Origin of the sequence: Candidatus Rhodobacter oscarellae, from assembly GCF_001078595.1 — a bacterium.
Classification (GTDB): domain Bacteria; phylum Pseudomonadota; class Alphaproteobacteria; order Rhodobacterales; family Rhodobacteraceae; genus Rhodobacter_B; species Rhodobacter_B oscarellae.
The window spans coordinates 1,097,438-1,116,081 of the sequence record NZ_LFTY01000002.1; the positions used below are offsets into that span (position 1 = coordinate 1,097,438).

Genomic DNA, 18,644 nt, shown 5'->3' on the forward strand with positions numbered 1-18,644 from the left:
CTGGTAGTGTGCGGGAAATTCCCGACCTTTGTTCTTCGGTCGTTGCTATTGCAGTCTCTCTTCGCGGTTGCGGCGTAGTGTTTTCTTTGTTGCGCCACGTTTCCCGTTTGCAGTCATTGCCTAGTTTCGAACTCGGGAGATCCAAGCTACATATTCGCAGCGACTTTGTTCAAGCATCGAGGCGCGGGGCATAGCTTGTGACGCCTTGGCACTTCCGAATCCCAAGAAACTAGGGCGCATAGGGCCGCGCGGTCTCTCCCGGTTTTCATGGACCAGTTTGCCATTAGCCGGGGCGGATTGGCGAATGAAAGCGCGTACTGCAGTCAAAGCTTGCTTTTGCGATGCTGCGTCTTAGTTCGCAGCCGGGAACACAAAAAAGGCGAGGTCCCATCCGTCGCCGATTCCGTTATCATTGACATGCGTCATCGTAGTTATGTTGATGTCTTTGTAGTAAAACAGCGCCCCGCCAGGATCATCTATTCGAACCTGAGTGCCGCCGTCCGGATTTGCAGCATCGACAAAATCAATGGGCGCAAGCTCTTGGAAATTCGGCCCGTCCCCCGTGTCATTGTCATTGCCCAGAACGACCAGCATGGAGGTTACCGGCCGGTCAAACGTGATGGTGAAATCAGAACCCACATGAAGATCGTCATAGTTCCCGGGTAGGTCATTGAACCGGGCACCGCCTTTTTGATTGGTCAAAGGCGCATAAATGCTGTTGGCGACAACCGTCCAGCCCACCCCGTTTGATGTGCCGGATGCGACCGTTTTGCCTGTCGCCGCATCGTTTCCGAGCGTGATGACGTCAAAGCTGAGCGAGTCTAGATCAAGCTCGGAGATCTTAGTAGGCACGTCGTCCGCGACGCCCTCGGACTGCAAGGGCTCAGCGGCCACGTCCTCGCTGACGGCGACCACCGTTTGCGCCAACGCCTCGGTCAGCTCAGTTGCGTTGTCGGCGTTTAGGAACTTGCCGCCTGTGTTGTCTGCGATGCATTGAAGCTTTTCCGCTTCCTCTTCGGTCAGATCGAAGCCGACGACATGCGCGGTAAAGTCGATCCCGCTGTCCTCCAGCAACGCGGCCATGATGCATGGGTCGGCGTCGCAGGTCTCCAGCCCGTCGCTGACCAGGATAACCGAGGCCGGTTCCTCGACATGGCGAAGCTCCTTGGCGGCGAGAAACAACGACTGCGAAATCGGCGTCTTACCCTTGGGGCTTACGCCGCGCATCAAGGCAGAGAAACTTCCGGCATCCAATGGGCCAACCTGCTGCACGACCTCGATATCCGCGCAGTCGCCCTTACGGCGGTGGCCGTAGGCGATCAAACCAAGGTCCACATTCGGGTCCCACGCGTCCAGCACGCCGTCGATGACGTCCCGGGCAATCGTGATCTTGGCCTCGCCGTTGATCTGGCCCCACATGCTGCCCGATGCGTCCAATACCATCATCGCCTTGCCGCGATCCGATCCGTCCTGGGCAAGGGCAAAGCTGGACAAAAGAAGGCTTGTGGACAGGGTCAGCGCAAACCGCGGACCCCCGAAGATTGAATGCGACATGAAAACCGAATGCTCCGAAATGTTGGTATGGCCAGCACAGCCATCAGATGCCGAAATTGTTAAGTGTGGTCAGGCGATTTGCAAGAGCGGATTTGGTAACAACTGTGCCTTTGCTGTTGTTCCGGCAGTATTCGATCAACTTTTTTAGCAAGTGAATTGCGCCCTGTATACCCGGGCCCGACTTTTTCATAAGGTGCCGTGATAGAGATTCCGTTTATTTACCAGAGGGCGCGCGCGTGAACCGATTCAAGACATCAGTGGCCACGATCCTAATCGCAAGCCTCGTCGTGCCCGCGCTGCCGACAATCGGGCTTGCCCAGTCCACCGGAAACGCGCAGGCGCAGCCAGGCCCTCTGGCCCATTTCGCCGCCGCCGAGATGGAGAAACTCAGCACCAGATTGCGCGACACTGTGATTTCATCCTTGGCCGCTGACGACTACGGGTACGGTGACACTTATGTTTGGAAGGTTGAGCAGACCAAAATTTTTGAGAGGTACAACCGAGGCCTAAAGTTTCGCATTGGCAGCACGGTCGCGCGCGCCACCGCAGAGATCGACGCGCTCGATAGCGCCTTGCGGGGGGCAAGTGCCGCCTGTGACCAGCGGCAATACGACGAGCTCTGGGAGCAGCGCGCCATTCGCGTGATCTCGCTTGCGACCTACATTGCCGACGCAAGCGCGCGCTTGGACCGCTTCTATAATCAGGTCGCCCAGGACTGGGCCGCCCAAAGCAAACTGCTGGCCGGGACCTTTGCGGCGCTGTCTGGCGCGCCCGCCGAAGAGCGTTTGATCGAAAACTACGATCCGGATCAGAACACCTCGATGCTCGATGCGATTTACGAGTACATGCGCGCGCCGTCCTTGTATGACGGCAATGTCGACGACATTGATGACATCCAGGATGACTTTCTTGCGGCGAAGCAGCGGTTCCTGACCGAGTATGACGGCAGCGTTCGGGACCTGGGCCGCAAGTTCGGGTCAGACCAGGCCTTGGTCGAAGCGTATTTTTCAAGCCTAGCCGCGAAGCTTGGAAAAAACGCGGTCACACTTGTCGCCTTCGACGCGGCCTGTGGCAACGCGGCGGGGTATTGCCCGATAGATTACGGGCCCAAGGGGCGCGAGTTGCATGAACGCGTCAACGAGATCCTTAAGCCGTTGACGCTCTTCCCCACGCCTTGGGAACTGACAGAGCAATCCAATCGGCTGGACGGCCTGAATGAGGAACTGCGTGCGGTCGGCAATGAAAGGTTCCACGCGCTTCTGGACAACCTGGTCCGCAGCCTGGTGCCAGACCCGACACACAAATCGCGGCGCTACTTCACAGATCCCCTGGCGGAGGACCTGGCCGATGGCGAAGGCATCGACATCCGAAAACTGAGCAGAAAGCTCACCGAACTGGCGCCAGAGGACCAGGATAAGGTGCTGGCCTATTTCCAATACCTGGCGGACGAGACCGACGCCGTGCGCGAGGCGCTCTACCAACAGCAGCTGTTGGCAGAGGGCGTCGACCCGAACGAGGCCTTTAAGAATGGCGAGATCAGCCCGATTGAGCTGAGCCGCCGCACGCGCGCCGAGCGGCGAGACTTTTGGGCCGAGGAGCCGCTGGACAGCCAGGTTCCCCTGCAGCCCGAGGTCAACCTGTCCGGGGATGGCACCGATGATGACTATGGGTTGAACACCGGCCGGATCCTCTATCCGCTGATGGGCCCCTTGCGCAATTTCCGCACGATGAACGAGGAGCTGCAGGCCGACCTACGCGCGCGCGCGCTTGCCGAGAAGCAATTGAGGGCCCGTGTGGCGGCAGAATCGGAGGCGTATAAAAAGGCTTACTACGAAGCGCAAAGCAGGGGCGAAGATGCCCCGACGCCGAGTTACGAAAATTATGATTATGATCGTGGCATCAGCAGATTCCTAAAAAACCCGGAATGGATGCAGCGGGCCTATGAGGATGTGGATGCCGATCTTTCGCAAAAACGCCTGGAAAGCCGCCAGTGGCTGGAGCAGGCCATGTTTGGCGTGGACAGTATCGGCGACCCGACGACCGCGGAGCTCGAACAACAGGCCGAGGCCCTCAGCGGGTTGCAAAACCTGCTGAACCTTGGCGAGGACGCGCCCACGGACTGGATGGGCGACGGACCCCGCACCGAGCAGGAATACGACGCCGCCTGGCGCGCCGAGATCCTGCGCGACCTCTACGAGACCGCGTTCCCTGGTGAGGATATGGACGCTCTGCGGCGGGTGATTGCAGAGGACCGCGCCGCGCTGGTGGAAACTGTCAAAGAGCTCGAGCAAGCGACCACTGAGACCGCCAAGCAGATCGGAAACGACGTGCAAGAGGTCAAACCCGAGGACGCCGTACGGCTGATCAATGGGGTCGTGGATGGCGTTCTGGGCGCGCAGGCCGATGTCAAAGACGCGGTCAACCGTTGGGACAGCCGGTTTGAGGACGCCACTCAGGGTGCTCTCAGGAACGATGCGACGTTCGACGCGGGCGCCGGCAAGTGCCCGATCCCGGATGTAATCGTGATCGACGTCACCAATCTTGCGGACTATGGCTGTGGCTCTTTTGCGGTGCGCATGCCTGGGCAAGTAGTGTCAAAAACCGACCCGCTCACGATCCCGCTGGAGTCGGTTTATTTGGATGTAGAACGCGGCGCGCTACTCTCACCCTTTGGGCCAACAGATATCCTGCAGGTGTGCACCGAACAATCGGGAGACAGTATCGCACCATTGCGCGATGAGCTGGGGCGTATTGTCGTCAGCGCCTATGGCCAGGTCGGTCAGGAATACTCCAACGGTTACATCTCGCCCACGAACCAGCAGATCCTTGAGATGCAAAGCCTGATGCAGCAGGGGCAGTCCGGGGCTTTGCAGGGCCTGTTCACGCCGCCCTCGGAGCCTACCGTGATTGAAGGCGGCAATGCGGGACGATTTATTGGCTTGGACTAAAATGTAATTCTCGCGCATTATGCCCCTACCGAGACCTTCGCCGGCACCACGGACTGCAAGTCTTTCGACAACTATCAAGAACCTTTCGATTTTTATGGGGCCGAGCGTGTTGTTCCCGAGACTACGAAGCGTCGCACAGGTCGTTACGGCACTCAATGAACCCGTCTGTTTTTAGCGATGAAGTCGACCTCTGTCGCACTCACCGGTTTGTATGAATGACCGCTCCTTTCGCTGCAGAGCGGCACTAATTACATCGCTTGCGCGGCATTTCTAACTCCGTAAACGCATGCAGCTAGAAAACCGAATTCAACCTAAGGATTCAGTGCCGCCATGCGGCGTCGCAGCGTCCATCCAAGCTTCTCGGAAATAGCCGTCGCTGTGGTCGGCCCTTTCCGGACTTTCGCCCGTCCTTCCATATGCTTCGGTAGCAGCCCGCATTGCCGACATTCGTTGCAAGTGCAAAATCTGGACTTGGGCGAACTCACACATCGCGGACTTTGCCGTCATCGTTTCCCTCGGTTCGCTGACGCAGTATTTCCTCGCAGTCGCGGCGCTTGTATTGTTGCAACGCAGCGCATGTCGCCAATCCAGCCATTCGCAACGGTCGATTTTGTCCAGACTGACACCAGCTCTCTTGGCGATACTCACTTTTCACCGTCCAATTCTTCACGGCTATCCAGGGCGTGTTGGCAATTTCAGCACGCCCTGAATGTCAGATCGTTCGTCCAAACCTATAGGCACAGGCGACATCTGCTTGATCAAGACACACTTCTGCCCGGAACAGTCAGAAATTCTGGCCATAACCGGAAGCGAGAAGAGCAAACCCATGGACCGAAGAACATTTAACGCACTGAGCCTGGCCGCGGCTTTTGCGCCAATTCCAAACCTGTCTTTGGCACAACACGCTGCAGGACCCGACGCTGGCTATCAGATTGCCGCAATAAACGAGGGCCGTTTGACCGTGCAACATGGAGGCATGGCGCGGGATGGGGTCGCTGTCGATGACCACACACTGTTTCAAGTTGCATCCTGCTCAAAGACTGTGACATCACTTGCCGTTCTGACCCTGGTCCGTGATGGGCACTTAACACTCGACGTACCGGTGAAACAGTACCTCAGACGCTGGCAATTGCCTGGTCTGCGGGGCGAAAAGGCAACTGTTGCAGAACTTATGTCTCATACAGCTGGCACGTCCATCCATGGATTTAGCGGATACGGCCCATCCGAAAACCTGCCCGACCTGATTGAAATCCTGAGCGGGCGAGCGCCTGCAAATTCCGATGCGGTGCGGGCCAGCCCACGGCTGTTCGCTCAGTTCCGATATAGCGGCGGTGGCACTATGGTGTTGCAAGCGCTGATCGAAGACATAACCGGCGAGGCATTTTCTACATACACATCAAGAACGGTTCTTCAGACCATTGGCGCGGCTGCGGCAACCTTTGCGATCACACCGCAAGCGGCCTTCGCCCATGGCGCCTTTGAGAGCGGCCGACCCGTGGAAGACGGGTTCAGACGGCACCCGGAAAGCGCGGCTGCCGGCCTATGGGCAACGGCGTCTGACCTGGCGAAAATCCTCCAAGCAGTGCTCGATTCTTTGCATCATAAACGTAGCGCCATTTTGCCGTTCGCGCTGGCAACCCGTATGATCACGCCCGTAAGCCAGCAATCCGGATTGGGCATGTTTGTTGAACCGGGCAGTGTCATCTGGCACGAGGGGCGAAATTATGGGTTCGATGCAATTATGGCTGCCGAGCTTGCAACAGGGCGGGTCCGTGCGGCGGTGACCAACCGAAACGGTGCTATAGAAAGCTACGCGCAAGGACTGCTTCCTCAGTGAATTGCAGCGCGGCATGAGCGAGGGGATTGGGGTTATGGACGATATCCTCGTAGAAATGACGAGCCTTGGGTCGGTCGCAGTCGCCCTTTTCGGAGCTGCATTCTGTCTGATGCAAACACGACATTCACGCGTCAGCCGAAGCTTTGCAATCTTTCTCTCAGCTATCGCAGTGAACAACATTCCAGATGCGTTCACCCGGATATTGGCATCCTTGCCAAGCGGCTATCAGTTGACTGCGGACTTGGTCACATGGCCCAGCTCGTTCTTCCTTGCTCCGCTTTTTTGGTTGTACGTGCAAATCCTAACGTCGCAAGACCAAGAGATGCCCAAACGGCTGGCCCGACATTTCGGATTGCCCGCCGCTGCCGTGGTCGTCGCAATCATGGTTCTGGCATCACCGCCAGCCATTCGCGAAGCGCTGTTTTCGGACGATCCAGAGCTAAGCTCTGCATGGGGTATGACGCTCGTTGTTCTTTTGGGGTTGCTCCAACTCGCGGTTTTTCCCCAAATCGCAATCTACCTGATCCTCATTTTGCGCCGCCTTTCCGGATTCCGGCTTCAACTGCGCGATTACTACTCCAGCACCGAACAGTTCGAGTTGCGCTGGATATACGTCATAGGCAATTTAGGCTTTTCATTTTGGCTCGCAACCACACTGCTATTGTTAGGTGCCGTCGGAATCAACGAAGCCCCATCCTCAATTGTCATTTTAGCAAGCCTCGTCGGTTTCTTGCTTGTCAGCGCATTGACACTCTGGGGGATACGCCAACGTCCTCCATTGCCACCCAGCACTGAAGATGATCCCGCGCCGATCAACGCGCAGCCATCCGGAAAGTATGAGAAGTCGGCCTTGAGCCCCGAAGCATCCGAGCGTTTGAGCCGCAAACTTCGCAACGCCATGGAAGTGGACCACTTGCATCGAGATGCCAACCTGTCGCTCTGGGCATTGGCGAAACACATAGGCGCGTCGTCAAACTACATCTCTCAGACACTGAATGAGGTGATAGGTGAGAGCTTCTTCGATTTTGTGAACGGCTATCGGATCGCCGAAGCCAAAACCTTGCTGGCTACTACAAATGAGTCCGTCGTGAACATCACATACGATGTCGGCTTCAACGCACGATCCTCATTTTACAATGCCTTCAAACGGCATACCGGACAAACACCCACAAGTTATCGAAAAAATATGTCTCGGCGTGATGGGGTGGACGACATTTAAGGACAGCCAGACGACACCTGATCCATCAAAACTGATCAGGACGAACTAGACTGAACCACCACTCACGAACACCTAAAACCAAAAGGTCATGGCTTCGCGAATTCCTCGCGAGGTTCACGGCCTTGTCCACCACCCCGTGCTATTTCGATCCCCGGCATGGAACCAAATGATAAGAAGGAACCTCGATGAAAAGATATGTAATTCTGGCAGTGCTTGGACTAAGCGCGTGCGACTCTCCTGCGGAAATTTCAGCTAGCCAACAGCTTGATGCTGCCTGTTTGGATGGGAACATCCAAGCCTGCGCCGCAGTTCAGGCGAGAGTTGATGCTCGAAATCAAACACTTGCCACAACAGCCGCAGGCTTTGAGTAACCCGATTCCGCTGTCTCGCGTTGTTGCGCGGAGTGCTTGAAGAGAGTCAGCTAAACTATCCGGTTCTGATCGGTCCATCCGATCAGAACCTGCAACAAGCAGTTCGACCGTTGAACTAAAGTCGCAATATCCAAAAGATTGGAAACAGTCATGAAGCCGATCATTGGCGGTTTAGTTGGGCTCTTGGTGGGATCGACAATCGGCTGGCTTGGCTTTGGCACAACGCCGGGGGCAATCGGCCTGGGGATCGCGGTGGCAGCAAGCCTATATGGGTTACTGTCTGCTTTTGACGCCTGAACCAAAGGAAAAAACTGAAAGCGGTTATCTTCGGTGCTTTGACGAAGGACGGCAATGTTCAGAACCAGTTGATTGCCGCACCAAGCCTCGCTTCACAGCGCCCCAATGGCCGGTTTCTCGGTCGCGTAGCAGCGCGCCACCCTGCGCACCTGCCGAGATTTCTGTGCTGCGCGCGCGCAGCGAGATTCAAAAACTTCCGAAATGGGCTCGGAGCAGTCGTTAGACTGGTCGCAGCATGTTGCATACAAGCGCCGAGGTCTACCTTCGTGAACGGCCCTTATCGGTCATCCAACCCGTTGCCTTGATGCTGCGGTTGCAGCCCGCTTTGCGGACATTGGCTTCTGTCATCAGTGCCTTTAACATCCATTCGGGAGCGAAGAGGCATTCAAATGGAACGCGAACCCAACCTAGTAATTTCCAGCGCTTCGCAGCGCATCGTCGAGGATGGCGTACCGTTCAAGGTGGACATCTACAAACTCGAAGGCGGAGATGGACGGTCGCTGGAAGTAGTGACTGAAGATGGGACATCCATTGTGTGGGACGATCTCTTTGACGACGACCGAGCCGCGTTCGAGGAGGCAATCAGCACAATTCGCAGTGAAGGCCCAGTTGCGTTCGTCAACGGTGGCTCAAACGTCGACCCGTTTAAGCAATAGTTAACGGCCCAAAGCTACCGACCGCCCATAATGCTTGTCGCCGCGATGGGGCACGTCAGACCGGATGGGGTGGATGGCTCCTGCTCCACCGGCGTCGCAATGCGCCATAATGCAGTTGTCTATCACTGCTAGGAAAGGAGCCACCCAATGCAGGTTACAACAGTCGGCCTAGATCTGGCCAAGAACATCTTTCAGGTGCACGGGATCACATCGAATGGAACCGTTGCGTTCAACAAGTCGCTTAGGCGTGCGCAACTATTGGCGTTTTTTGGGAAGCTTGAGCCGTGTCTCATTGGCATGGAGGCTTGTGGGGCGAGCCATCATTGGGCGCGGCAATTCCAGAAGTTGGGCCATGAAGTCCGACTGATGCCTGCGATGTACGTGAAAGCCTATGTCAAACGTGGCAAGTCTGATGCCATTGACGCTGAGGCTATCTGTGAAGCAGTCACCCGTCCCACGATGCGCTTTGTCGCGATCAAGACCGAGGAACAGCAGGGTGTCCTGTTCCTCCATCGCGCCCCCGATCTGGTCGTGCGGCAAAGGACGCAACTCAGCAACATGCTGCGCGGGCTGTTGGGGGAGTTTGGCATCGTGATTGCCCAAGGGATAGGTCATGCCGTGAAGCTTGCAAAGGCGGTGCTGGACGGAGATCGTCCGAGCATTCCTGAAGTCGCCATCGAAGTTTTGACGAACCTGTGCAACCAGATGGTTGCTCTGCACTTGCGCATTCTCTGGTACGATAAACGCATTCTGCTTGAAGGTCGGAGAGACCCGAAGGTTATGCTGCTGAGGACCATTCCCGGGGTCGGTCCAGTCACAGCCTCGGCAATTGTGGCGACCGCTGGCGACGGGCATCAGTTCCGCAATGGACGAGAGTTTGCCGCCTGGCTGGGGCTGACACCGATCAACCGATCAAGTGGAGGCAAGGAACGTCTCGGGCGCATCTCCAAGATGGGGGACCGATGCCTCAGGCGTCTGCTAGTTACCGGGATGACGGCCCGATTGAACCAGATGAAGGTCAATCCCGACCGCGTCGACCCGTGGGCAATGTCCCTGCGTGAGCGTAAACCTCCGCGCGTGGCCACAGTCGCCATGGCTAATAAGACTGCCCGGATCATCTGGGCGGTGTTGACGCGCAACGAAAGGTATCGGCTTCACACAGCATAAACGCCAACAAATGAACATCAGAGACGCAAGACAACTGAAATGATGAAGCAATGTCAGCCCGCCAACCAAGACACCCCGTCGAAAGTCAGGGACACATCGTTGTCCGCGAAGCGGTTTGGGACTCGGTCAGCGGAAACCATCAGGGCCAGCAGCCGTGTGCGCTGCGCAAACAGGCCAGACACACGACTGCATCTGACATGCGCTCATATCAGCTCAAAAAATGTCTTGCCATGCAGGAGCCATCCACACAGGACTTTCGCCGCACTGCCGAAATTCTGGCTCACTCGAGCTCACGGATTGCGGATTTGCGGCCATTTGCTTACGCGGCGATTGCTGGCGCAGCAACCTTTCGCATGAGCGGCACAATCGTCGCTGCGTCGTGGTTGCTGTCGCCAGACCGGTCGTTCGCCGGCGTCGATCTCACCTGAACCAAGACCCTACCTTCGCGGTGATGATGTCGGAAAAGCGGGACGCGGACTATCCAGCCTCTTGCGGGTGAGCCGGTACTGACGCCGCTTCCATTTGTGTTTGAGGTGCACTTATTGACGCTCTGCAGTAGGCATAGTCAAACCAGACTTTTCAACTTATTCACCATACTCTGGTTCTGGCGCCGGATCCGTAAAGCTTTCCTCGTCATAGACCGGCTCACCTTCTGGGTCATAGAAAGCGCCGGGCTGGTCTAACGCAAAATCATTGTCCCCAAACTCTTGTTGGTCATAATTCGGCTGAAAGTCCTGTCCAATTGAGCTTTCTTCCTGATACTCGGGCACATACTCAGGCTGTTGAAAGTTTGGCTCAACAAAACTTTCTTGCTCAAAGGTCTGAAAATTCTCCGGACCACATTGTCCAGCCGGATGTTGTGGGCATGATGGCAGGTTTGCCAAGTTTCGTGCCAGCGCTTCCAGGGCTGCGGCTGAACGCATCGCGGCCTCTGCGCCCGCTTGGTCGGTCGCGTTAGGTGTTGCCATCGCGACTGCTGACTCGCGGATTGCACCTGAAACAACACCAAAGAACTCAGCAGTCAAAGCCCCATAGATCTGAGGCGCTTGGGCGCTGGCCGATGCCATCTGTTCCAATGCACGAGCCACCCGGTCAGACGCGGTTTGGTCCTGTTGCAATAAAGGCAGCGCTTCGGCGATTCTATTGAGCGAAGCGGACATGATACCAGCCACATCCAAACTGCTGGCACCCAAAGAATGCGGCAAATCCTCATGCGCTACAGCAAGACGCTCCAAAGCAGCCGCGACGCGTACGACGGCGGCACTTGCCTGCTTCTCTTCCGGCGTTGCAGGAACAGGTTCAGTACCGCGCTGTGTTGCTATCGCCAGGGCTTCCAACGCTGCGGCGATACGATTTTCTGCCTCACGGTTTGGCACCGGTGGCGTGGGTATCTCGCGGATCGCGGCCGATACGTCCTGCAAAGCGCGGGCGGCAAGCTGCGTGTCCGCTGGTTTCGGTGTAGGGCGTTCCTGAATGACTGTCGCCAATGCACGGATGGCGTTCGCGACCCCGTCTTCCGATGTGCCAGTTCCCTGTGTTGTGCGGCCCAACGTTTCTGCAAGTTCGCGAATGGCCGCGGCGGTTTCATCCGTTGCGACATTCGGTTCGACTTGTTGCGCTGGACGCGGGTCTCCTTCGAGGACCACAGGCTTGTATTTGGAGTCATCTGAGCCGCAGGCAAGCGATACTTTTGTCCCATAGCCTGCCTCGCCCGATACGAAGGCAGAACGCAAACGATCACCGTCACCGGGGCAGGAATAAAACGCCTCGAAATTATGTTCACAGCTATTGCCACCCGGGCGGCCCAATTCAGCCATATCGACTATAAAGTGGCACTGACCTTCGCCGCCCTGACAATTGATCGCCACACGATCCGTTACATTGCCGACCGGCGCATTACAGCTGCGGCCATAGGTGGCCTGCTCGACGATAATTTCTTTAACCCCACGGCAGCGCCAGCCACCGGGTAGATCGGAACGGCTACCACTGTTTTGGGACCGCACCAACGTGGCGCTTAGATTATCGACAAAGACCGGTTCGCAGGGCGACCAACTAGGATCGTGAATTGGCTCATCCCCGGGGACAGTGCATTGTATGACGCTGGAACGGGCGGTAATCGCTGGGCATTGCACCCCGAATGCGCAGTCGCGTGTGGCAACGCTGACCCACTGCCATACCTGACCAAGATGGCAAGGAACCGTGATATCCTCTGTTTTCGATCTCGAAAAACTCTCGGCGACAGCGCTACTGAAACTCGCGGACGAGGAGATAGATTGTTCTGCTGACACGCCTGTGCCCAAGATTTCGTCGTCTTCCTCCACAGAGAGGCTGATTTCGATACCAAAGGACGATTCTGAGCTGGTTTCCTTTCCCTCTTCAACCCCGTAGCTGACTTGATAGTCGATTTCAGGACAGGATGGGCAGGGGGGCGTCGCCGCTTCCCAATGACCGTCGAAATCCCCTAGCTTGTCTCTGTCATAACAAATAAAGTTATCGTTCCATACGGGCCCAGCGTCGGGTGTCCGGATTGAAAGACACTTGTCTTGTATCCCCTCAATTCTACCATTCGTAACAAAGCGGACATCATAGTCAAAATCCTCTGGGGCACAAAGGAAGTTATCAGACCACAATTGGCTATCCTTCCCACTGGAAATCTTCGGTTCATTCAGAGGAAAACACCGCATTCCCGCCAGTTCACCATCTAGCGACCATTTAAGGCCGACATCGCGATTTGCGCAAAGATGAGCAAATCCGGGAAGGCGTTCACCTGCTGCGATTTTTGAAGTTTCATTTGAGTAGAATGATGAGCCGTCGAAACCAGAATCTTTCTCATAGATCAACGTGCATTGCTGGTTCGGAAGGGGAGCCCCAAGTGCCCATGTGAAGATCAATTCGTTCGCTTCGATGATAGAACGGCTCTCTTCCGGTTTCAGAACCTTGGCCAGCGCCGCCCTTTCCGCTACCGTTGACGAATTGAAAAGGTCCAAAAGTGCCTCGAACGGTTCGAGCAGGTCGACGTAGGCGCGAAGGTCCGATCGTTTCCAGGCGAATAGGGGATCTTCAGGTAATTCCAGGCCACGCTGGCGGCCCTCCAGAAGTCTGATGTGACGGACAACACTTGCGTAGCTATTACTGGGTTGCCAGCAAAGATAATTATCGTCCCAGGCTTGTTGTGCCGGTACATGCTCGGGCATATGAAGACATCCACCATTGCTTCCAACGGTCGTGATTCGATTATGTATCGAAAAGCGAAGTTCATACGGAAAGTCGTAATCGGTGCAAAGATAGTTATCGTCCCAAACCGGAGATCCGAAGGGTTCATTCAAGCGTGTGCAACGTTTGCCGCGGACTGGGCCGCTGTCTGAAAACTCAAAATGCTTGGTTGCGGAGCCACAAAGTGCACCGTCATTGCGCCAGCCGGCATTGTCCTGTGCGTCTTTAATGGGCAAATTTACACTACAGCTTTTTGTGTAGGTTTCATTATTTACCCAAGTTAGATCTCGAATTGAATCTATCGTGCTGCGCAATTCATCAATTTCATTCGTTTGCGCGTTCACGGCCATAGATCCCGCAACCAAAATTATCGCACCGACAACAGCATTCTTCATGTTTCATTTCCCTGGATGGAATCCATTAATTCAAGCGGCTAGGACAACGAGGCTGCCCCAGAAATTCATTGTCGACGTCAAACGCCGCTTTGGCCTTTGGTGGCATAGGTAAATGAGCCCGGCTCCATAGCGCATTCATTCAAACGCTCGCGCCGGCGCACGGTTGGAAACGTCGGCGTCATACCCCGAAACCTCGTTCCAACACTCTTCGAGCTTCAGCAATGTGGCTGTGACACCGTATAAGGATCGTTCCCACACATGCCCGTCGACCGTGAAAGTCACCCAATATCCATCACGAAACGCATGGCGCATTCTTAGGTCGAAAACCAAATGGATCTCCGACCCCAATATAACGCCCGTATCGCGAAAGGTGGTGCCATCAATCTCGAGGGTGACGTTAACGTCGCCAGATGTGCGGCTGGTGGTGTTGGGTAGTTTGAGCTCCCAATTCCCAGAAGGCGCGACATAGGGTTCAAAATCCTCCGCCGCCCCTGTTCCCCCGTTTTGGCGACGCCCAATACAGGTGTCACTGTCAATGAGAACATGCCAACCGCGCACACCCGCAAACAGCTGTTCATGCCCTTCTGCTTGCAAGGCCGTTGGACCGCTTACAACCGTCATTGCGCTGTACGCAATGACACATAAACACGTCGAGAACTTCATGTCGTCGCCCCCGATCAACGTGCGCAGAAAACCCAAGCATCCTGCCCCAGATTGTTGCGGGCTTCGGCCGTTTGATTTGAAGCCGGTTCGATACATTCCGCACCGGCAGGCGCCCCGGCGACATTTTGAACTGCTTGCCAAATTCCCATATACTGCCAAGGGCCTGTGCCGAACCAAACATTGACTTCCACATCTTGCTCGCTGGCGACCCGGATATCAAAAGCGGGAGCATCCCCTGATTTAGGAGAAAGCGCATATTCGCGGGAAAACCGCCCTGTCGCGTCATATTCTTCATAGACACAATCGTAGGTTCCAGACGTAACGGTCCAGCAGACCGGTCCAGATGCGGCCTGTGCTGACGGGCGCGCGCCGGATTGCGAATTTGGACGTTGCGCTTGTGGCCGCGTCGTTTGCGCCTTTGCTGCAGGCGGTATTCCTTTATTGGAAACGCATTCATCAACCTTCAATGCCGCCGCGGTCGACCCGGTCAAAGCCCAGCTGAGCGGCGCGTCGCCGTTGATCTGGACACCAAATTCACGGCCAGCTTTGAACCGCGAAATTTCATCGGCGCTCATGTCGCGGGATGCAGAGCCTCGGGAAAACCCAAACTGGCTGTCAACATCGGCCTTGTCATAACTGACGATCCCACCACCGAATGTGCCGGATTGTCGGGTCGGGACAAACAGCCGCCATTTGCCACTTGTGAATTTGATCAGTGTCAAGCGACCAGCCGCAGTGGTTTTTGACATCGTGCACCCGGTCAACGCTCCGTTCGATTTTGCCGATGCAACGGCCCAACCTTTGACCGTCGCATATGGTGCGTTTTGGGCAAAACCTGTGTTTGCAAGAAAGGTTCCGACAGCAGCGCTGATCAGAAAAGAGACAATTTTTACCTTGGGCATGAGAATTTCCATTTTGGTTTCAAACAACAATCCGAACACAAACATCTAGTTCGGCGGGCAATAAGGGTCGTAGCCCGACCCAATCGGACCGGATTCGGCGCATTGCACAGCCAAACTTAGCTTCATCACGCTACAAGGATGTTTTTAAGGGAAAAAAGAAACCTACGACACTGTACGACTGTCTAGTTTGCAGGGCAGCGATGGGTCGCCATCGATGTGGCTAAAGGTTTCGTGCGTTGACGATGTTCTTGCTCACCGCATAGGCAACAGCCTCTGATCGGGTAGAAACATCAAGTTTTCGAAGGATCGCGCTCACGTGATAGCGTGCGGTAGAGAGCGATATTCCCAAGTGGTCGGCAATCTCTGGATTGGTCAGGCCCTTGGTCATCAAGATAAGAACCCTATTCTGCTGGTTACCTAAATTAAATGCGCCCTCGGTGGTTGAGTTGGGAACCTGCGTTTCAAGAATTTGCTCGCCATTGTAGACGCGCGTTATTATGTTTGCGATCTCGGCGCCTGAAACGTTTTTCTCTACAAATGCGCGGGCACCAACCGCCCGCATCTGCGCGATCATCTCCTCATCTGTGAACGTACTAAGCGCGACAATCTTTGCATCACTATCGCGCGCGAGGATGCACCGCGCTGCTTCAAGACCACCGATCCCATCCATCACGATGTCCATCAAAACCACATCCGGCTGGTGTGTTTGATACATGCGGACAGCGTCCTCTCCGCTCGCGGCTTCACCAATGACGGAAATATTCGGCGCAGCTTCTAGCACAAATGCTACACCCTTGCGGACCACGACATGATCATCGACCAACAATACATGAATATTCACATCAGTTTTCATCTGCAATCCATATCGCGGTAATAACGGTGCCCAAAGTTGGCGTTGATTTTATGTCGAGGCTTCCACCTACTGCGGCGATGCGTTCGTTCATGATCTGCAATCCCATGTGCCTGGGAGCGACCCCAAGGGGAGAAAAACCCTTACCGTTATCCTTCACGCGCAGCAAAGCCTGACTGCCAACCCCGTCGAAATACACCTGAATGGCCGATGCATTTGAATGCTTGCTCGCGTTGACCAGGCTCTCGCGCGCGATCCTGCTAAATACCAGGTCAATCTCGTCAGGTAGCTCGGTATCGCTTTCGATCATCAAATTTACTTCTGTGGAGAATTGTTTGGTTACATCCTGAATGATCAGTCGCAAAAGGCTGCCGAAAGACTTTTTCTCGGGGCGTTCTGTTCTCAGATCAACCAAAACTTCGCGCATTTCATTGAGAGCATTTTTGTTAAAGAGTTGAATGTCTTTGAGCGCATCCCCGACCTGATCTGAATTTTGGAGGATCAAATCGGGCAACGCGTCAGCAATTAAATTTGCCGAGAATAAGTTTTGCGACACCAAATCATGCAACTCGTTTGACAACCGGTTTCGCTCTTGCAGACGGGCGTTTTCTGAAGCATATTCGGCTACTTCCGCCGTTCGCTCGGCCACCTTGCGCTCTAACGACCGGATCAAATCGCGCTGCGACTGAGCCATTTCGTTGAACGCATCACTGAGGAAGCCAATTTCATCGCGGTTTACGATGGATATCTTTGTCGAAAGGTTGCCGGCCATTATGGATTGAACGCCCCGAAGCAATTGACCCAAAGGCAGCGTAATACTGGTCCGCAATAGTCGAGGAAACAGAGCAAAAACCAGCAGCGTCGAAGCAATCAAATAGAGCGCCACAGGTGCGAAGACACGATTGAGATAAGCTAAGAACTCGTATCGGTGTGGCGCAATAATCCCTTGCCCAGGTGCCGCAAGAACGGGGAGATTTGATCCAATATCAACCTCTACCACCTCGCGCTCGCCAAAGCCCGGTACGATGCCACGCATCATAGAGCCAAGATTGGCCTCATAGAGGTCGTGGGCTATCGCGCTTGGAATGATATCATACGAGAATACGATATCGCCTTTGCGAAATAGGGTCACCTGGAAGGTAACATCCTGTTTCAGGTCCATTGCGGGCGAAAATTGATGCCATGTTAGAATAACGCGATCTTCCGTAGACCGCATATATATGCCCGAATGAGACGTTGCCTCCAGTTCCGCCGCCAAAACGAAAATGGCCGGCTGCGGACCGTACTGGAACTGAACATCGCGCCAACGCGGAATGCTATGAAATCCTATCATCCCCGATGGATGCCAATAGAACTTTTCAAAACGATCTTGGAAAAATGGAAACGAAAAAGGCAGCTCAACAGCCCTATCATGATTTCGAATACGTGTGCCGATATTAGCATCAAATTCAGGAAACGCGTGCCGCATCCTGTAGGCACCGTTCTCTTGGCGCTCGAAATGAAGCGATGTCTGTGACGTCGGATCATTCGGGTTGCTGTAGGTCTGAACGTATATGCCCCCAACCAGCCACGAGATACCGCTTAGAACAACCAGGACAACTACAAACGTCATCCCGATGAGCTTTGTGCTGAAAGAGGATGTTTCAGAAACATAATTCAGATAAGCGACCAGAAGACCCGCAAGCGCAAAAGTCAAAAACCAGACCGACAGGGTGTCTACCTCTGCCCAAGACAAATATCCGTAGCTGCGTAACACTGCAGCAATCCCCGTGCCAAATGGCCAAACTGACACGTAAAAGAAAGCTCGAACACTTGCTTGTTCGACGGGAATAACACGCCATGGGGTTGCAAGCACCTTCAATGCCCGCAGTGACGCAACTCCGATTCTCAAGTTAGATTGAACAGAAATTACGCGGGTCAAATTCGTTGTAAGGAAAATACAAGCAAGAAGTAACAGAGCAGAAAAGGGGATATCAGCCCAGACCTCGCGAAATTCGACAACGCCACGCTGAAGTTCTTTATAGCGTTGAACGCTGATCCAGCTTTCGAATCCGAACAACCCAAGAAAGATCAGTATGAGAACGGAGAACATCCAATCGAAACCACTGGATTCACGCCCCCAAAGAAAAGCAAATGCAACAAAACTCGCGACGGACAAAAACCCCACCGGACTGCTAAACAGAAGGAAGTAGTTTCCGACGTCAGGCTTCGCAGTGACCGAAAAGAATTGACATATCGCCAGAACCAAAATGAAAGTGCTACAAAGCCACAAAAGGACAACAAAACGAACCGCCTTTTGCTTTTCCGAACCCAGGTATAAACGGCGGAACACAAACGCCGAGAGTACGATCGAAAGTAAACCGATCGCCAAACAATTTACAGAAAGTGGGTTCCAGAACAGTTGCGGCAAATCGATACCTTTTTGCGATCTACCTTCCAGCTTGGCTGTATTGCCGTGCTTGGCTGTATTGCCGTGCGATCATGCTGCGAACATACAACAGATATGGTAGAAAGAACACTGGCTGAACGTCCAGTGTGACACACCCAAAATGATGAAATTTCTTGGGCACTA

General features: G+C 54.7%; 14 protein-coding genes. 8 read left to right on the forward strand and 6 right to left on the reverse strand.

Annotated features, from left to right (window positions below; all coding sequences use genetic code 11):
- Nucleotides 1-351 precede the first annotated feature (351 nt).
- Nucleotides 352-1,554 (reverse strand): vWA domain-containing protein, encoded by a 1,203-nt coding sequence (locus AIOL_RS23940; protein WP_053101236.1) that lies wholly within the window; start codon nt 1,552-1,554, stop codon nt 352-354.
- On the opposite strand from AIOL_RS23940, the gene AIOL_RS25890 reads away from it, so the two are divergent.
- The 8 genes from AIOL_RS25890 to AIOL_RS25005 all read left to right on the forward strand — a co-directional run bounded on the left by AIOL_RS25890 (nt 1,553) and on the right by AIOL_RS25005 (nt 10,477).
- Nucleotides 1,553-1,702 (forward strand): hypothetical protein, encoded by a 150-nt coding sequence (locus tag AIOL_RS25890; protein WP_235438967.1) that lies wholly within the window; start codon nt 1,553-1,555, stop codon nt 1,700-1,702. The two genes, AIOL_RS23940 and AIOL_RS25890, sit on opposite strands and share 2 nt — an antisense overlap.
- 88 nt (nt 1,703-1,790) lie before the next feature.
- Nucleotides 1,791-4,502 (forward strand): hypothetical protein, encoded by a 2,712-nt coding sequence (locus AIOL_RS10270; protein ID WP_049642894.1) that lies wholly within the window; start codon nt 1,791-1,793, stop codon nt 4,500-4,502.
- A 754-nt stretch (nt 4,503-5,256) separates the two neighbouring features.
- Nucleotides 5,257-6,339, forward strand: coding sequence for a serine hydrolase domain-containing protein (locus tag AIOL_RS24400; protein WP_160314457.1), 1,083 nt, complete (start codon nt 5,257-5,259; stop codon nt 6,337-6,339).
- A gap of 34 nt (nt 6,340-6,373) precedes the next feature.
- Nucleotides 6,374-7,558, forward strand: coding sequence for a helix-turn-helix domain-containing protein (locus AIOL_RS10280; protein WP_160314458.1), 1,185 nt, complete (start codon nt 6,374-6,376; stop codon nt 7,556-7,558).
- A 521-nt stretch (nt 7,559-8,079) separates the two neighbouring features.
- Entirely contained in the window at nt 8,080-8,226 is a 147-nt protein-coding gene (locus tag AIOL_RS25490) for a hypothetical protein (RefSeq protein ID WP_160314459.1), read from the forward strand.
- A 389-nt stretch (nt 8,227-8,615) separates the two neighbouring features.
- Nucleotides 8,616-8,882 (forward strand): hypothetical protein, encoded by a 267-nt coding sequence (locus tag AIOL_RS10285; protein WP_049642897.1) that lies wholly within the window; start codon nt 8,616-8,618, stop codon nt 8,880-8,882.
- A 147-nt stretch (nt 8,883-9,029) separates the two neighbouring features.
- Nucleotides 9,030-10,049 (forward strand): IS110 family transposase, encoded by a 1,020-nt coding sequence (locus AIOL_RS10290; RefSeq protein ID WP_049642898.1) that lies wholly within the window; start codon nt 9,030-9,032, stop codon nt 10,047-10,049.
- A gap of 50 nt (nt 10,050-10,099) precedes the next feature.
- Nucleotides 10,100-10,477, forward strand: a complete 378-nt coding sequence (locus AIOL_RS25005; protein WP_160314460.1) for a hypothetical protein — start codon at nt 10,100-10,102, stop codon at nt 10,475-10,477.
- A gap of 156 nt (nt 10,478-10,633) precedes the next feature.
- On the opposite strand, the gene AIOL_RS25010 is transcribed toward AIOL_RS25005, so the two are convergent.
- The 5 genes from AIOL_RS25010 to AIOL_RS10325 all read right to left on the reverse strand — a co-directional run bounded on the left by AIOL_RS25010 (nt 10,634) and on the right by AIOL_RS10325 (nt 18,482).
- Nucleotides 10,634-13,657 (reverse strand): hypothetical protein, encoded by a 3,024-nt coding sequence (locus AIOL_RS25010; protein WP_152912470.1) that lies wholly within the window; start codon nt 13,655-13,657, stop codon nt 10,634-10,636.
- A gap of 135 nt (nt 13,658-13,792) precedes the next feature.
- Nucleotides 13,793-14,320 (reverse strand): hypothetical protein, encoded by a 528-nt coding sequence (locus tag AIOL_RS10315; protein ID WP_152912471.1) that lies wholly within the window; start codon nt 14,318-14,320, stop codon nt 13,793-13,795.
- 14 nt (nt 14,321-14,334) lie between these two features.
- Entirely contained in the window at nt 14,335-15,267 is a 933-nt protein-coding gene (locus tag AIOL_RS25015) for a hypothetical protein (RefSeq protein WP_152912472.1), read from the reverse strand.
- A gap of 175 nt (nt 15,268-15,442) precedes the next feature.
- Nucleotides 15,443-16,075, reverse strand: coding sequence for a response regulator transcription factor (locus AIOL_RS10320; RefSeq protein WP_082152524.1), 633 nt, complete (start codon nt 16,073-16,075; stop codon nt 15,443-15,445).
- Entirely contained in the window at nt 16,065-18,482 is a 2,418-nt protein-coding gene (locus AIOL_RS10325) for a sensor histidine kinase (RefSeq protein WP_152912473.1), read from the reverse strand. Before AIOL_RS10325 ends, AIOL_RS10320 begins: the two co-directional genes overlap by 11 nt.
- Nucleotides 18,483-18,644: the final 162 nt, after the last annotated feature.

Coding starts and splice junctions, on each gene's coding strand:
- AIOL_RS25890 (WP_235438967.1), top strand. CDS start 1,553: ATGAAAACCGAATGCTCCGAAATGTTGGTATGGCCAGCACAGCCATCA.
- AIOL_RS23940 (WP_053101236.1), bottom strand. CDS start 1,554: ATGTCGCATTCAATCTTCGGGGGTCCGCGGTTTGCGCTGACCCTGTCC.
- AIOL_RS10280 (WP_160314458.1), top strand. CDS start 6,374: ATGGACGATATCCTCGTAGAAATGACGAGCCTTGGGTCGGTCGCAGTC.
- AIOL_RS25490 (WP_160314459.1), top strand. CDS start 8,080: ATGAAGCCGATCATTGGCGGTTTAGTTGGGCTCTTGGTGGGATCGACA.
- AIOL_RS10285 (WP_049642897.1), top strand. CDS start 8,616: ATGGAACGCGAACCCAACCTAGTAATTTCCAGCGCTTCGCAGCGCATC.
- AIOL_RS10290 (WP_049642898.1), top strand. CDS start 9,030: ATGCAGGTTACAACAGTCGGCCTAGATCTGGCCAAGAACATCTTTCAG.
- AIOL_RS25005 (WP_160314460.1), top strand. CDS start 10,100: ATGTCAGCCCGCCAACCAAGACACCCCGTCGAAAGTCAGGGACACATC.
- AIOL_RS25010 (WP_152912470.1), bottom strand. CDS start 13,657: ATGAAGAATGCTGTTGTCGGTGCGATAATTTTGGTTGCGGGATCTATG.
- AIOL_RS10315 (WP_152912471.1), bottom strand. CDS start 14,320: ATGAAGTTCTCGACGTGTTTATGTGTCATTGCGTACAGCGCAATGACG.
- AIOL_RS25015 (WP_152912472.1), bottom strand. CDS start 15,267: ATGTTTGTGTTCGGATTGTTGTTTGAAACCAAAATGGAAATTCTCATG.
- AIOL_RS10320 (WP_082152524.1), bottom strand. CDS start 16,075: ATGAAAACTGATGTGAATATTCATGTATTGTTGGTCGATGATCATGTC.